Consider the following 15,069-nt stretch of genomic DNA (forward strand, 5'->3'; position numbering starts at 1 on the left):
AGTTCATCAGCGCTTGTGCCATAAATTGGCAAATTAGCTGCAATTGAAGGATCGACCACCAAGCTCTTCAGAATTTCTTGTTCTGAAGGCTGATCATTTTTATCCTCCTGGCTGTCTAATGTCAAAGCGGTTTGACCACCGGTCATTAACAAATAGACGTCCGCTAGGATTTCAGAATCGAGTAATGCGCCGTGTAATTCACGATGGCTATTATCAATTCCGTAACGACGACATAGTGCATCTAAGCTATTACGTTGACCAGGGTGCATCTGCCTTGCAAGCTTTAGCGTATCCAAAACCGTGCAAATATCAATCGTCTTTGGATAACCGCTTAAATTTCCAAATTCACGATCCATGAACCCCACGTCAAATGGCGCATTATGTATAACAAGCTGTGCACCTTTAATGAACGATATAAAATCGTCCGCTATTTCTGAAAAAAGAGGCTTATCCACTAAAAATTCATCGGTAATACCGTGAACTTCCATTGCCTCGGGGTCAACTAAGCGCTGGGGGTTAACATACTGGTGATAGTGTCTACCCGTGAATTTGCGATTGATTATCTCGACGCAACCAATTTCGATGATCTTATGGCCTTCGCCGATGCCCGTCGTTTCAGTATCTAAAACTATTTGTCGCATGATGCACCTTTTAGTAACTGTTCAACGCCTTTGTTGGCTAATTGATCAGCTCGCTCATTTCCTTCATGCCCTGAATGCCCCTTAACCCAATGCCAATTAATGGTATGAGTGGCGATGGCCTTATCTAAGCGCATCCATAAATCTTGGTTTTTTACTGGCTGTTTAGCGGCCGTCTTCCAGCCTCTTTTTTTCCAGTTTGTCATCCATTCGAGCACGCCTTTTCTTAGGTATTCACTATCTGTGGTGAGCTCAACCTGACATGGGCGCGTTAGAAGCTCTAGACTCGCGATAGCCGCCATGAGCTCCATACGGTTATTCGTGGTATCAAATTCACCACCGAATAACTCCTTCTCTTTGCTGCCAAACCGCAGCCATGCACCCCAACCACCAGGACCAGGATTCCCTTTACAGGCACCATCTGTGTATATTTCAACGACTTGAGACACTTATACCTCTTGTACTCGGGGTTGCGACCGGAATACGCCGGCCGCCCAAAGCCCGCCATTGTGGCCGAATTGGGGTTCTTCCTGCAACCAGTTTACGTGCCAGCAGCACATACACACCAGCCCCTGGTAGGCCAATGTAGCGTAAAAGACGGTCTATCTGTTTAGATACCTTCGGAAAATATCTCAAAACCACAGGCGGGAAGTATTGAAGCTCAGATACTTGCTCGACTCTAAATCCGAGTAATGTCATCCAATCTAAGAGACGTGATTGTGAAATGTAACTGCCTTTTGGTGCCAAGCTATAACGAGATAAAAGCCTACTGAGCCCCCAAGTACTGTATGGGTTAAACCCTACAATAACTAAATAGCCATTAGGTACAACAATTCGCGAAGCTTCACGCAGGCACTGGTGAGCAGCCGCTCCACGGTCAAAGATATGGTGAGCCACTACGCAGTCGACGCTATTGTCCCTAAACGGGAGCGCCTCATAATCAACCACTAGCTGGTTATTTTGACGATGAGACGCAAAAAAGTGGTGGCGTAGCGAGGTTGATTTCACGACGGATTGATTAAACGCACTAAGCTGCAATAAATAGTGACCGTACAAGTCAGGCATCATTCGCTCGATTGCTTCAACCTCTAATGCCCAAAGATTCTGGGCCACTTTTGTGTCTTGCCAGTCACTTTCCATATTCAAATCCATGAGACAGCTTACCCATTTAAACAAAACCCAGCTTGACCCAATACCGTGGTATTCATACACTGCCCGCTCATTTTCATATCGGTATTTCCAATTGTTTTCACGTATCATTTTAATATTAGGCGGCTCTTTAATACTAAGCGCCTGTAATTTAATCAAGCCAAATTCCAGCGAAACCTCAGATTACCAAGCGCCTAGCTTATTAATTGAGCAATCTGAATACATTCTAAACAATGACAATGCAGCTGATAACGCGCCCGAAGAAGTGGCTACAGAACAAGATAACTTAGATTTATGGCAAAGGGTACGAAACCAATACCAATTAGACAGCGAGCTTGAAAACGCCCCCATTACGGCGCAGTTAAATTGGTTCAAAAAGCATCAATCTTATATAAACAGAATATCACTACGAGCCGAGCGCTATCTTTTCTTCATCATGGAGCAAATTGATGTCCGTGATATGCCTGGTGAGATTGCCCTTTTACCCGTTGTTGAAAGCGCATTTGACCCATTTGCGTACAGCCATGGGCGCGCAGCGGGCGTTTGGCAGTTTATTCCCAGTACCGGCCATGTATATGGTTTAAACCAAAGCTGGTGGTACGATGGCCGTCGTGATATTCGTCGATCAACTATTGGCGCGCTTACGTTTTTAAAAGGTCTGTCTCGTGAATTCAAAGGGGATTGGATGCTGGCATTAGCCGCCTACAACTCAGGTGCCGGTACCGTCAGAAAAGCCATACGTAAAAACAAGCGCAAAGGCCTCCCTACTGACTTTTGGTCGCTTTCACTGCCAAAAGAAACCCGTGATTACGTTCCTAAGCTAATCGCTTTAGCAAAATTAATCGCCGAGCCTGAAAAACACGGAATCACCCTGCCCTTTATCGAGAATAAACCGTACTTCGCCGTTGTAAATACGGGCAGCCAAATGGATTTAAGCCAAGCCGCGATTATGGCGGGCGTCGAACTTGAAGAGATTTACAAATTAAATCCACAATATAATCAATGGGCTACCAGCCCAAATGGGCCCCATGAAATACTCGTTCCTGTTGAAAATAAAGAACAAATCGAACAACAATTAGCCGAAATAAAACCTCACCAACGCATTAAGTGGCAGCGCTATAAAGTTGCCAGTGGTGATTCTTTAATTTCCATCGCAAAAAAATACCACACAACACCTGATGCGCTAAAACAAGTAAACCCAATTCAAGGTAGCTTACTGCATATTGGCGATATGTTGCTCATACCCACAGCCTTTAATAATTTATCCAGCTACACTTATAGCGCTAAAAATCGTAAAAATGTAAAACAGAATAAAGCGAGGGGCCCAAAAGGGACATCTAAAATTAGCCATCGCGTTCAAAACGGCGATAGCTTTTGGAGCTTATCAAAGCAACACAAAGTGCCAGTGAGAAGTATTGCAAAATGGAATGGCATGGCCCCTAAAGATCCGCTAATGCCTGGCCAGAAATTAATCATCTGGTCTAAAACAGAAAATGGTTGGGGCAAGCAAAACCGAGAAATCATTCGTAAAGTGCGCTATCGAGTACGCAATGGTGACAGCCTGCATAGGATTGCCAATAAATTTAATGTAAATGTAAAAGACATACAGCGCTGGAATCAGATTAAAAACAGAAAATATCTGCAACCGGGCGATGAACTGATTTTATATGTTGATGTCACACAGTCTGGCTAATTTGCGTCTTTGTCTTAGTACAAGGGATCTGTTAACTTATCCTTACTCATAACAATAAGAATCGAGCATGCAAAGCTACTTTTTACAGCGGTTGTTGCTAATTATTCCGACCTTTATCGGGATTACATTATTAGTATTTACGTTAACTCGCCTAGTACCAGGCGGGCCAATAGAGCGCATGCTTGCCGAAGCTCAATTTTCAAATTCTGCAACTTCATCAAGTGCGAATGGCTTCGGCTCCCAAAGCCTCAGTGAAGACCAACTCGATCAACTTAAAGCGTATTATGGTTTCGATAAACCCATAATCACGAGCTATTTTGACTGGCTCTGGAAAATCCTTACGCTTGATTTAGGTGAGTCCACACGATACGGCGAACCCGTTTGGGATAGCATTAAAGATCGCCTGCCTATTTCGATTTTTTATGGTGTGACCACCATGATACTCACCTATTTGATATGCATTCCTTTAGGTATTCTAAAAGCCATCAAACACGGCACACCCTTTGACCATGTTTCATCTGCATTTATATTTATCAGTTATGCCGTGCCCGGTTATGTGATTGGCATTGCGTGTATTGCTTATTTTGCGGTTCATCTTGAATGGTTTCCACTGGGTGGATTTGTCAGCGACGAATTTGAATATTTATCCACCTGGGAACAAATGAAAGACGTTTTCAATCACGCCGCATTACCGCTTGTTGCCTACATGATGGGATCACTTGCTGTCATGACATTTATGATGAAAAACGCATTAATGGAAAACCTAGCCGCCGATTATGTGCGCACAGCCACTGCAAAAGGCTTTAGCTTTAAACAAGCAGTGAAACGCCACGCATTAAGAAACAGCTTGATTCCCTTGGCCACACACTTTGGCCAAAACATTGGTGTGATATTGGGCGGATCATTTTTAATTGAGAAAATATTTAACATTGATGGCATTGGCCTGCTTGGCTATGAAGCATTAGTCGAAAGAGATTACCCTGTGGTAATGGGAATTCTGGTCATATCAGCGGTACTGTATTTAATTGGCAATATACTCAGTGATATATGTGTGGCATGGGCAGACCCTAGAATTCGTTTCGGGGAGAGTAAATAATGTTTTCTCCTCAAGCTAAACGCAGATGGCAACGCTTTAAATCCATAAAACGCGGCTATTACTCTTTTATAGTGATTTGCATATTAATCGTTGCCAGTTTATTTGCTGAGATTTGGGTTAATAATCGCCCTGTCATTATTCACTACAACGACACACTCTACTTTCCAAGCTATGGAGACATACTACCAGGCAGCACATTTGGCCTTGATTACAGTTGGGAAACCAATTATCGAGAACTTAACCAGCATTTCACCGAAAACCCCGACGCTGGAAACTGGATGGTAAACGCCCTTGTTCCGTACAATCCGTTTGAGAATCATTTTATTGAAGGCGAGTACCCGCCTTATTCACCCTCAGCTGAACACAAACATTACCTAGGCACAGACATGGCTGGTCGTGATATTTTATCGCGCATTGTTTATGGCTTTAGAATTGCCATTTTATTTTCGCTGTTTCTACTGGTTATTACTTATTTAATTGGCATTTTTATCGGCGCGCTCATGGGATTTTTAGGCGGCGCCTTTGATCTTGTTTTTCAGCGGGTAATAGAAATTTTATCCAATGTCCCTATTCTATACATCATCATGATTGTCGCGTCGATTATTACTCCCAGTTTCTGGACACTTGCTCTTATGCTAGGCGCGTTCAGCTGGATGGGTTTGACTTGGTATATGCGCACAGAAACCTATCGAGAAAATACACGCGAATATGTATTGGCTGCACGATCAATTGGCGCTTCGAACTGGCGCGTCATGTTTAAGCACATTTTGCCTAATTCCGTTTCAATTTTAATTACGTTTTTTCCTTTTTCAGTTGTTGGTGGCATCACGGCACTTACCAGCTTAGATTATCTTGGCTTTGGCTTGCCAGCACCTACTCCAAGTTGGGGAGAATTACTCCAACAAGGCACTAATAATTTAGATTACCAATGGATTGCGGCTTCTGCAGTCATTGCCCTTACCATTGTATTAACACTGGTTACATTTGTTGGTGAGGCCGTTAGAGAAGCCTTTGATCCTAAAAAATATTCCTACTTTAGTTGAGAAACAAATCATGAAAATAATAAAAAGCGTTTTCATTCTTTGCTGCTTACTGGCAAGCCATCATTTATTCGCACAAAGTAACACACTGCCCACTGACTTAAAGTGGCTCATAAACGATACTTCTGCGCCATGGGCTGAACCTAAAGCATTAAAAGGCGGTGTATTTACAACATTTATGCTCTCCTTTCCCCCCACACTTAGAACCGTCGGGCCTGATTCAAACAGCGGATTTCGTAACCACATTAACGCCAACCAATTAGGGCTTGTTGGGATGCACCCAAACACGCAGGAAATCATTCCTCAACTGGCTCAATCATGGGCCTATGGCAGCGATGGTAAGACGGTTTTCTACAAGCTAGACCCTGCAGCAAAATGGAGTGACGGCCAACCCGTTACGGCCGATGATTTTTTATTCACATTAGAATTTATGCGCTCACCTCACATCAACGCACCTTGGTATAACAATTATTACACCAAAGAAATTATTGATGTGAAAAAATACGACAATCACACCATATCCATCACGGGCGCTGTTGCACACCCTCAAGAAGATCTTCACTACTATTACGCTATCGGCCCTACACCCAAGCATTTTTATAAAGCCATCAATGAAACATGGGTCAAAGATCATAATTGGAAAATCGTACCTAATACTGGCCCCTATCAAATCAGCAAGATGAAAAAAGGCAAAGAAGTCGAATTTACTCGCAAGCAAAACTGGTGGGCAAAAGATTATCGATTTAATCTAGGCCGCTTCAATGTCGACAAAGTTGTAATAAAAGTTATACGCGATGTAAACATTGCTTATAGCCACTTTGAAAAAGGTAATTTAGATACATTCGCACTCATTCAACCTGAATTTTGGCACAACAAGGCCAAAGGAATGCTGTATGACAAAGGGTTTCTTGAAAAATATTTTTTCTTCAATGATGCCCCACGCTCAAGCTCTGGTTTTTTTCTAAATCAAGATCACCCAATATTAAAAGATAAAACCATTCGTTTAGCCCTTAATTACGCTCTTAATTTTGACAAAGTCATCAACACTGTATTGCGCGGTGACTATGAACGCTTACAAGCATTTCATACGGGTTACGGTGAATATTCTAATAATACAATCAAAGCGCGTAAGTTTAACTTAGATAAAGCCAATGAGCTTTTGGACAGCAGTGAATGGCAAGCACGCGGTGGCGATGGCATCCGAATCAATAACGGCCAGCGGTTAAGTCTTGATTTATCTTATGGGCGCAAAGAGCACAGTGAGCGTTGGTCGATTTTAAAACAAGACGCACTTAAGGCGGGCATTGAATTAAATTTGGTCCTGCAAGATTCCTCGTCGCATTATAAGACCATCATGCAAAAGCAACATCAAATAACCTCTTTAGCTTGGAGCACAAGTTTCCGCCCTGCATATTGGCAGCATTTTCACAGCGAGAACGCCCACAAGCCACAAACAAACAACGTCACCAATATGGATTCACCCGAGCTTGATGAAAAAATCATGCAATACCGCAGTGAAACAAACAAAAATAGCCGTATGAAACTGGCTCAAAATATTCAGCAAATGATTCATGATTCAGCCGCATTTATCCCGGACTTTAAAGTACCCTATACACGAGGCGCACACTGGCGCTGGATTAAATTCCCTAAAATTCCTGGCACTAAAACAAGTGACACGCTCTACTCTGCGTTTTCAAACGGCGGGCTTTTCTGGATTGATAGCGCAATTAAAATAGAAACCAAAACCGCCCGTAAAAGTAAAACACAATACCCGGTTGTCAATAAAATGTTCGAGCAATATCGAGCTAGCACACCATGAACAAGCCATTATTAAGTGTTGATAATCTTTGTGTCGAGTTTGAAACGGAACAAGGTACACTCAATGTATTGGATCATGTGAGCTTTGACGTCCATCAAGGTAAAACATTGGGATTGGTGGGTGAGTCCGGGTGCGGCAAGAGTGTTACATCACTTGCTATTATGAAATTACTGCCTCAGCCAGCAGGCCGCATTCGATCAGGGCACATTTCTTTTAAAGAACAATCACTGTCAGATTTAGCCCCTAAAGCATTACAAAAAATTCGTGGCAATCGGATTGCTATGATTTTTCAGGAACCGATGACAGCCCTCAACCCTGTTAAAGCCATTGGCAAGCAAATATTAGAAGTATTTGAGCTACACCGGCCTGATTTAAGCAAAAAACAAATGCTACAAGAAACGATTGAGGTGCTTGATAAGGTCGGCATTCCTGACGCAAGCAAACGCATCACGGAATACCCTCACCAATTATCAGGGGGTATGCGTCAGCGTGTCATGATTGCAATGGCGCTTGCCTGCAAACCTGACTTATTAATTGCTGACGAACCTACCACAGCCTTAGACGTAACCATTCAAGCGCAAATATTAGATTTAATGCAATCACTGCAACAAGAGTATGGCATGGGCATTCTATTTATTACCCATGATCTTGGAGTGATTGCTGAACTCTGTGATGATGTGGTGGTGATGTACGCTGGACGTGTTGCAGAAAAATGCAGCGTCAAAGAATTATTCAAAAACCCTAAACATCCTTACACAAAAGGACTTTTGAACTCGATTCCCAAACTCGATCAACCCAGTAAAAGCCGACTCAACACAATAGAAGGCCAAGTACCAACTCTGCAAAACATGCCACAAGGTTGTCGCTTTTATAATCGATGCCAATATAAACAAGATAACTGCAAAACACTCGACCACTCATTTATTCATCAGCAAGGCGACACATTTGTAAACTGCCTTCACTGGCAAGAGATTTAATATGCCACAAGAGCATGTATTAACCGTTAAAGGTTTATCTAAATTTTTCCCAACAGGCAAATCGAATTGGTTTAAGCCTAAACAGCAATTACGTGCCGTTGATAATGTAGACTTATACATCAAACCAGGGGAGACACTTGGGATTGTTGGCGAGTCTGGCTGCGGAAAAAGCACACTGGCAAAAACCATTGCTCGATTGTATGAACCAACCACAGGTGAAATACATTTCAAGCAAACCAATCTAACCGAGTTAAGCCAAAGACAACTTCGCCCACTTCGCCCCAAAGTCCAATATGTTTTTCAAGACCCTTATGAGTCATTAAACCCAAGACATACCATTGGTAGCACGCTGGAAGAACCATTTGTTATTCACACAAAACTAAACGCTCAAGAGCGAGCCGAAAAAGTAAAGCTGTTACTTGCACGTGTGGGCATGCCTGAGCACGCTATAAATAAATACCCCCATGAATTTTCTGGTGGACAACGTCAGCGCATCGGCATCGCTCGTGCAATTGCACTCGAACCCGAACTGTTAATTTGTGATGAGCCGGTGTCTGCACTTGATGTGTCGGTTCAATCACAGATTATAAACCTGTTAATCGACCTACAGCGTGAAATGAATTTGGCTATTTTATTTATTGCTCACGATTTAGCCGTAGTTAAGCATATATCGGATCGAATTAGCGTCATGTACTTAGGCTCCATTGTTGAATCTGCAGACAGCGAAACGCTTTTTAAAGCACCGCGACATCCTTATACGCAATTTTTGCTAGATGCCATTCCCACACCGGACCCTAATTCAAAAAGAAAAAAGAGAAGAATTTCAGGGGAGCTTCCCTCCCCCGTTTCACCACCACCAGGCTGCCACTTTAATACTCGCTGCCCAGAGGTGAAATCAGACTGCCACAATACAAGACCACAATTAATCGTTACAGACAGTCAAGACCACCAAGTGGCTTGCCACTATCATCAGCAATCTTTTGAAAATTGGGAGTCACCATGGGACTACTAAGTGGAAAAACCGCATTAATTGTCGGTATTGCCAGTAAAAAATCCATCGCCTATGGCATAGCAAAAAGTTTTCATGAGCAAGGTGCGCAATTGGCCTTCACTTATCAAAACGAAAAGTTAAAAAGCCGCGTCGAAGGTTTCGCTGAAGAATTTGGCAGCAGCCTTGTTTTTCCATGTGATGTCGCTAGCGATGTCGAAATAAACGATTTAAAAACAAGCGTGTGCCAACACTGGTCAACATTAGATGTACTCGTTCATTCTGTTGGTTATGCCCCTGGGCACGAACTAGAAGGCGATATGGTCGATGTGTCCACACGGGAGGGCTTTAAAATTGCCCATGACATCAGCAGTTATAGCTTCATTGCGTTAACGTCTGCATTCAAAGACACACTCAGTGAAACAGCATCGGTTTTAACGCTAACTTATCACGGCTCAACTCAAACACTGCCTAACTACAATGTCATGGGTATGGCTAAAGCGAGCCTTGAAGCCGGAGTACGCTACTTAGCAAGTAACTTGGGCCCTAGCGGCATTCGCGTAAATGCGATCAGTGCTGGCCCTATTCGAACGCTTGCTGCCTCAGGGATCAAAAGCTTTAGGAAAATGCTCAAAGACAATGCACAACGTGCACCTTTACGCCGTAATGTCACCATTGATGAAGTGGGCAATACTGCCATGTTTTTAGCGTCAGACTTATCAAGCGGCATCACAGGTGAGATTATGTACGTAGATGCAGGGTTTAATACCTGCGCTATATCATCAGCAGAAATGCTTGAGCAAGAATAATCAAAATAGCACTCATAAAAAAAGGGCCTAGAGGCCCTTTTTTTATGAGTGCAGAATCACTAATTAGTTTTTATCAATATCAGCACTATCAAGCTGATACTGGTAAAACGCTTTGTATTCATTGTATGACTTAGCACGACTTACTTTTTGAAGCTCATCATCACTTTGTGCCACTTCAACATCACGCTTAATGCTATCTAAACGAAGTAAAACCTGATTACCGCCACTGGTGCTAACGAGTTCAAATGACGGCTTGTCTTCATTGAATGGCAAAGCAAACGCTGCTGTAACAACCTTCGCATCCACACCCGTAAACTGACGAGTTTTATTGTTAACTGATACCCAAGACCCTGTGAACTCACCAGCATTTGCATTGGCTAACGCTTGCTTGGCTTGCTCTTCAACTTGTTCAGTTGCTTTACGGTTTGTGAGCTGCTCCTTAATTTGTGCGCTTACGTCAGCTAAAGGCTTAGCCGTTGATTCTATGAATTCATTTAAATGAACAACAACAGCATGGCCATCATTTAATTCAATCACTTCACTGTTGGTGCCTTCGTTTAAAACAACATCTGAGAATGCCGCCATAACGACTTCACGATTTGCAGCAACACCTTTGCCACCCGCTTCTGAGAATGGACCTTCAGACTTAACCGTAAGACCCAATGACTGAGCTGGTGCATCGATACTGTTAGACGAGAACGCTTCGTCTTTTAGTGTTTCAAGTGCTTCTAAATATTCAACCTGTACCGCTTCTTGACGAAGACTTGTTGCAATTGAATCTTTAAGCTCAGCAAAAGACGCAACTTCAGGTTGGCGCACGTCTAATAGTTTTATTAAATGCAAACCATCACGTGTTTCAACTACTTCAGATACTTGTTCTTTTTCAAGACTTGTAAGGGTTTGTGCAAAAGCATCTTCATAAATTTCATCAGTTGCAAACCCTAAATCACCACCAGCAAATTTAGACGTATCATCTTCTGAATATTCTTTAGCCAATTCTTCGAATGATTGCCCAGAAGCTAACTTGCCCTTAATTTCTGTCATGATTTTTTGAGCCGCTTCATCATTTGATAACAATAAGATGTGCGCTGCTCTGAATTCTTTTTTGCTTGCTGCTTGAGCTTCCATTTCACTATAACGCTCTGCAACTTCATCTTCATCAATCGAAACATTCTTAGCTAAGCTATCGCGCTTCAATTCGACATAATTAATGCTGACCTTATCTTGCGTCATAAACTGAGCGGTATTCTCTTCATAGTGCTTCGCAATATCGTCATCAGAAACTTGGATTGATTTTTTTGCATCAGCCAACAAGAATTCAACATAAGAGAAATTACGCTCTTGTGACTCAAGTTTAGCGGCTAACTTCGCCTCAAATGGTGTTGCAAAACTGGTACCCTGCCAAGCATTCTGCGCTTGCTGAGTCGATAAAGAGGTACGTAGTAATTCACGGTACGTGCTACGAGTGAAACCTGCACTGCGTAATGCTAAATCGTAGCTATCTCGATTAAACTGACCGCCAACTTGAAACTCAGGCGATTGTAGGATGATTTGGTCGATTGCCGCATCTGAGAAGTACACTCCAGATTTAGTCGCCGCTTGCTTGAATAATGTTTCGTTAATCAAGCTCTCAACCGCTGACTCTCTCAACATTTCATCTTTGATCATAGATGGATCAAAGTTTTCACCAAATTGTGCCTGAAAGCGACGTTTCTGCATCTCAACCATTTGCTGGACCTGATACTCAGTAATTTCTTCACCATTTACTTCAGCCGGTGCATCTTCGCCACCACCTAAAGCAACAATACTTTCAATACCAAATAGCGCAAACGTTAAAATTATTAAACCTACTATAATTTTAGCAGCAACACCTTTTGAACCATCACGAATAGCCTGCAGCATGGAACAATCAACCTTTCTTAGAATTCTTCTTACTAGATAACAAAAAAGCGCACCAAGGAGATGCGCCTTTTATCATATTCACATAACAACTTGCGTTATTATTGGATATCTTAGTTTACGGCATCTTTCAATGCTTTACCTGGCTTGAAGCCTGGCACTTTAGCAGCCGCAATTTGAATTGGCTCACCTGTTTGTGGGTTACGGCCGGTACGAGCAGCACGTTCTTTAACCGCAAAAGTACCAAAACCAACAAGAACCACTTGATCGCCTTCTTTTAATGCATTTGTAATTGCATCAACAGTTGCATCCAAAGCGCGGCCTGCGGCTGCTTTTGGAATGTCTGCTGAAGCAGCAATTGCATCAATTAATTCAGATTTATTCACACGTATCCCCTTTACCAAAATTGGTTATTATAGATGTAAACTGGTATCGCTAAGCGCTGTAGCATAGACCTAGATAGAACGCTGAAAGGTATACCAGCGCTAAGCCGAGTGTCAACCGCTTAGTTAGTTTTTTATATTAATGAGTACTCAATCGACCCTGCTGATTTTGCTGGGTTGCGGCTTCCTTTTCAATAACTGAAGCAACATTTTTTTCAAGATTGCCCGTTAATGCAACATCAAGCACTTCGTCAACCCACTTAACAGGGATGATTTCTAGCTCTTGTTTGATATTGTCAGGAATTTCTTTTAAGTCTCGCTCATTTTCTTCTGGAATTAAAACCGTTTTAATTCCACCGCGGTGTGCCGCGAGTAATTTCTCTTTTAAGCCACCAATTGCGAGTACTTTACCACGCAAAGTCACTTCACCTGTCATAGCCACATCAGAACGCACTTCTGTGTTCGTTATAACAGACATTAGAGCCGTTACCATACCAACTCCAGCACTCGGGCCGTCTTTTGGTGTAGCGCCCTCTGGGACGTGAATGTGAAGGTCATGAGTTTCAAAGAAGTCTATTGGAAGCCCAAGGCCTTCAGAGCGACTCTTCACAACGGTTAAAGCCGCTTGTATAGACTCTTGCATGACATCACCCAAGGAGCCAGTTTTTACAACGCGCCCCTTACCCATTGAAATAGCCGACTCAATGGTTAAAATTTCACCACCTACAGAAGTCCAAGCCAAACCTGTTACTTGACCAACTTGGTGATCTTCTTCTGCTAAACCATAACGGAATTTTTGCACACCAAGATAATCTTCGATTTGCTCAGGCTTTATTTCACTATTCAGCTCTTTACCTTTTGCCATCACATTTTCTTTGACAACTTTACGGCATATTTTGGCCATTTGACGCTCAAGTCCACGCACACCAGCTTCTTTGGTGTAATGACGCACAACATGGCGCAAACTCTCTTGTGATAACGTCAATTCAGATTCTTTCACGCCATTGCTTTTCATTTGCTTAGGCAATAAATAGCGCTCACAGATACTAACTTTTTCGTCTTCGGTATAACCTGGAATTCGAATGATTTCCATACGATCCAATAGTGGGGCAGGAATATTCATACTATTAGCGGTACACACAAACATTACTTCGGATAAATCGAAATCAACCTCAAGGTAATGATCACTGAATGTACTGTTTTGCTCTGGGTCCAGCACCTCTAATAATGCACTAGCAGGATCACCACGATGATCCATACCCATTTTATCTATTTCATCTAACAAGAAAAGAGGATTCTTCACCCCTACTTTGTTAATTTTTTGAATTAGCTTACCCGGCATAGAACCAATATAGGTACGACGATGACCACGAATTTCAGCTTCATCGCGAACACCGCCCAATGCCATGCGCACATATTTACGATTCGTCGCTTTAGCAATAGAACGACCAAGGGATGTCTTACCCACACCCGGTGGCCCAACTAAACACAGAATATTACCGGTAGACTTTTTAACACGCTTTTGAACCGCTAAATATTCAAGGATACGTTCTTTAACTTCATCTAAACCAAAGTGATCTTCGTTTAAAATTTCATCAGCTAGTTCAATATTACTGCGTGTTTTACTTTTGTTTTTCCAAGGGACGCCAATCATCCAATCTAAATATCCGCGAACCACTGAGGCTTCGGCTGACATTGGTGACATCATTTTTAATTTATTTAATTCTGAATCGGCTTTGTCTTTTGCATCTTTTGGCATGCCCGATTCAGTAATTTTATTTTGCAAATCTTCAAGCTCATTAGGCACGTCATCCATGTCGCCTAATTCTTTTTGAATGGCTTTCATTTGCTCATTCAAATAATATTCGCGCTGACTTTTTTCCATCTGCTTTTTAACGCGACCGCGAATGCGTTTCTCTATATCAAGCAAATCAACTTCTGATTCAATCAACGCCATTAAATGCTCTAAACGATCACGCTCAGAAACCATTTCTAAAATAGCTTGTTTCTCATCTAACTTTAATGCCAAGTGGGCTGTAATGGTATCAGCTAGGCGACCAGCTTCTTCTATGCTTTCAATCGACGCCAATACTTCACTCGGCACCTTTTTGCTCATTTGAACAAACTGATCAAATTGCTGAATCACGGCTTTTACTAAAACAGATTCTTCACGCTCTGCAATCGCTTCAATTTCAAGGTGTGATGAATCAGCCTGATAAAAATCATCGATTTCTTTAAAGTCGGTTACTTCACAGCGATGTAAACCTTCAACTAAAACTTTAACGGTGCCATCTGGTAACTTCAAAAGTTGCAAAACAGTCGCCACGGTTCCTACATTATATATATCTGCAGCTTCAGGCTCGTCTGTCGTTGCATTTTTTTGTGCAACTAAGAGAATTTTTTTACTTCCCTCCATTGCTGACTCTAAAGCCTTAATAGACTTATCGCGGCCAACAAATAAAGGAATGACCATATGAGGGTAAACAACTACATCACGAAGAGGCAGTACTGGAAGAGTTTCTGTTGTCATAAATTACCTTGTGCTTAGCGGTGCACTGAACATAGGTTTAAGATGGGG

General features: G+C 42.3%; 13 protein-coding genes. 7 read left to right on the forward strand and 6 right to left on the reverse strand.

All coding sequences use genetic code 11. The features are described from left to right. The 3 genes from dnaQ to ACU6U9_RS22570 all read right to left on the reverse strand — a co-directional run. A partial coding sequence (gene dnaQ / locus ACU6U9_RS22560; protein WP_446737218.1) for a DNA polymerase III subunit epsilon occupies positions 1–641 on the reverse strand: 641 nt, incomplete at its 3' end. Then, complete coding sequence (gene rnhA, locus ACU6U9_RS22565; RefSeq protein ID WP_446736098.1) at positions 629–1,087, reverse strand: ribonuclease HI; 459 nt, start codon at positions 1,085–1,087, stop codon at positions 629–631. The genes dnaQ and rnhA, both read right to left, overlap by 13 nt. Then, positions 1,071–1,778 (reverse strand): class I SAM-dependent methyltransferase, encoded by a 708-nt coding sequence (locus tag ACU6U9_RS22570; protein WP_446736097.1) that lies wholly within the window; start codon positions 1,776–1,778, stop codon positions 1,071–1,073. Before ACU6U9_RS22570 ends, rnhA begins: the two co-directional genes overlap by 17 nt. Positions 1,779–1,881: 103 nt before the next feature. On the opposite strand from ACU6U9_RS22570, the gene ACU6U9_RS22575 reads away from it, so the two are divergent. The 7 genes from ACU6U9_RS22575 (at position 1,882) to ACU6U9_RS22605 (ending at position 10,209) form a co-directional block, all read left to right on the forward strand. Further along, on the forward strand, positions 1,882–3,480 hold the full coding sequence (locus ACU6U9_RS22575) for a LysM peptidoglycan-binding domain-containing protein (protein WP_446736096.1): 1,599 nt from the start codon (positions 1,882–1,884) through the stop codon (positions 3,478–3,480). A 67-nt stretch (positions 3,481–3,547) separates the two neighbouring features. Next, positions 3,548–4,576, forward strand: a complete 1,029-nt coding sequence (locus ACU6U9_RS22580; protein ID WP_446736095.1) for an ABC transporter permease subunit — start codon at positions 3,548–3,550, stop codon at positions 4,574–4,576. After that, positions 4,576–5,619 (forward strand): ABC transporter permease, encoded by a 1,044-nt coding sequence (locus ACU6U9_RS22585; RefSeq protein WP_446736094.1) that lies wholly within the window; start codon positions 4,576–4,578, stop codon positions 5,617–5,619. The genes ACU6U9_RS22580 and ACU6U9_RS22585 overlap by 1 nt, the downstream gene beginning before the upstream one ends. A gap of 10 nt (positions 5,620–5,629) precedes the next feature. Further along, positions 5,630–7,435, forward strand: a complete 1,806-nt coding sequence (locus tag ACU6U9_RS22590) for an extracellular solute-binding protein (RefSeq protein WP_446737219.1) — start codon at positions 5,630–5,632, stop codon at positions 7,433–7,435. Next, a complete protein-coding gene (locus ACU6U9_RS22595; protein WP_446736091.1) occupies positions 7,432–8,412 on the forward strand; it encodes an ABC transporter ATP-binding protein in 981 nt (326 codons plus the stop codon). Before ACU6U9_RS22590 ends, ACU6U9_RS22595 begins: the two co-directional genes overlap by 4 nt. Position 8,413: 1 nt before the next feature. Beyond that, on the forward strand, positions 8,414–9,424 hold the full coding sequence (locus ACU6U9_RS22600; protein ID WP_446736090.1) for an ABC transporter ATP-binding protein: 1,011 nt from the start codon (positions 8,414–8,416) through the stop codon (positions 9,422–9,424). Next, positions 9,412–10,209 carry an enoyl-ACP reductase FabI gene (locus ACU6U9_RS22605; protein WP_446736089.1) on the forward strand — a complete coding sequence of 266 codons (798 nt, stop codon included), beginning with the start codon at positions 9,412–9,414 and terminating at the stop codon, positions 10,207–10,209. The genes ACU6U9_RS22600 and ACU6U9_RS22605 overlap by 13 nt, the downstream gene beginning before the upstream one ends. A gap of 63 nt (positions 10,210–10,272) precedes the next feature. On the opposite strand, the gene ACU6U9_RS22610 is transcribed toward ACU6U9_RS22605, so the two are convergent. The 3 genes from ACU6U9_RS22610 to lon all read right to left on the reverse strand — a co-directional run bounded on the left by ACU6U9_RS22610 (position 10,273) and on the right by lon (position 15,021). Next, a complete protein-coding gene (locus tag ACU6U9_RS22610; RefSeq protein ID WP_446736088.1) occupies positions 10,273–12,111 on the reverse strand; it encodes a SurA N-terminal domain-containing protein in 1,839 nt (612 codons plus the stop codon). Between the two features lie 110 nt (positions 12,112–12,221). Next, complete coding sequence (locus ACU6U9_RS22615; RefSeq protein WP_446736087.1) at positions 12,222–12,494, reverse strand: HU family DNA-binding protein; 273 nt, start codon at positions 12,492–12,494, stop codon at positions 12,222–12,224. A gap of 136 nt (positions 12,495–12,630) precedes the next feature. Further along, positions 12,631–15,021, reverse strand: a complete 2,391-nt coding sequence (lon, locus tag ACU6U9_RS22620; RefSeq protein ID WP_446736086.1) for an endopeptidase La — start codon at positions 15,019–15,021, stop codon at positions 12,631–12,633. Positions 15,022–15,069: the final 48 nt, after the last annotated feature.

It is taken from the genome of Pseudomonas sp. HK3 (genome assembly GCF_052920985.1).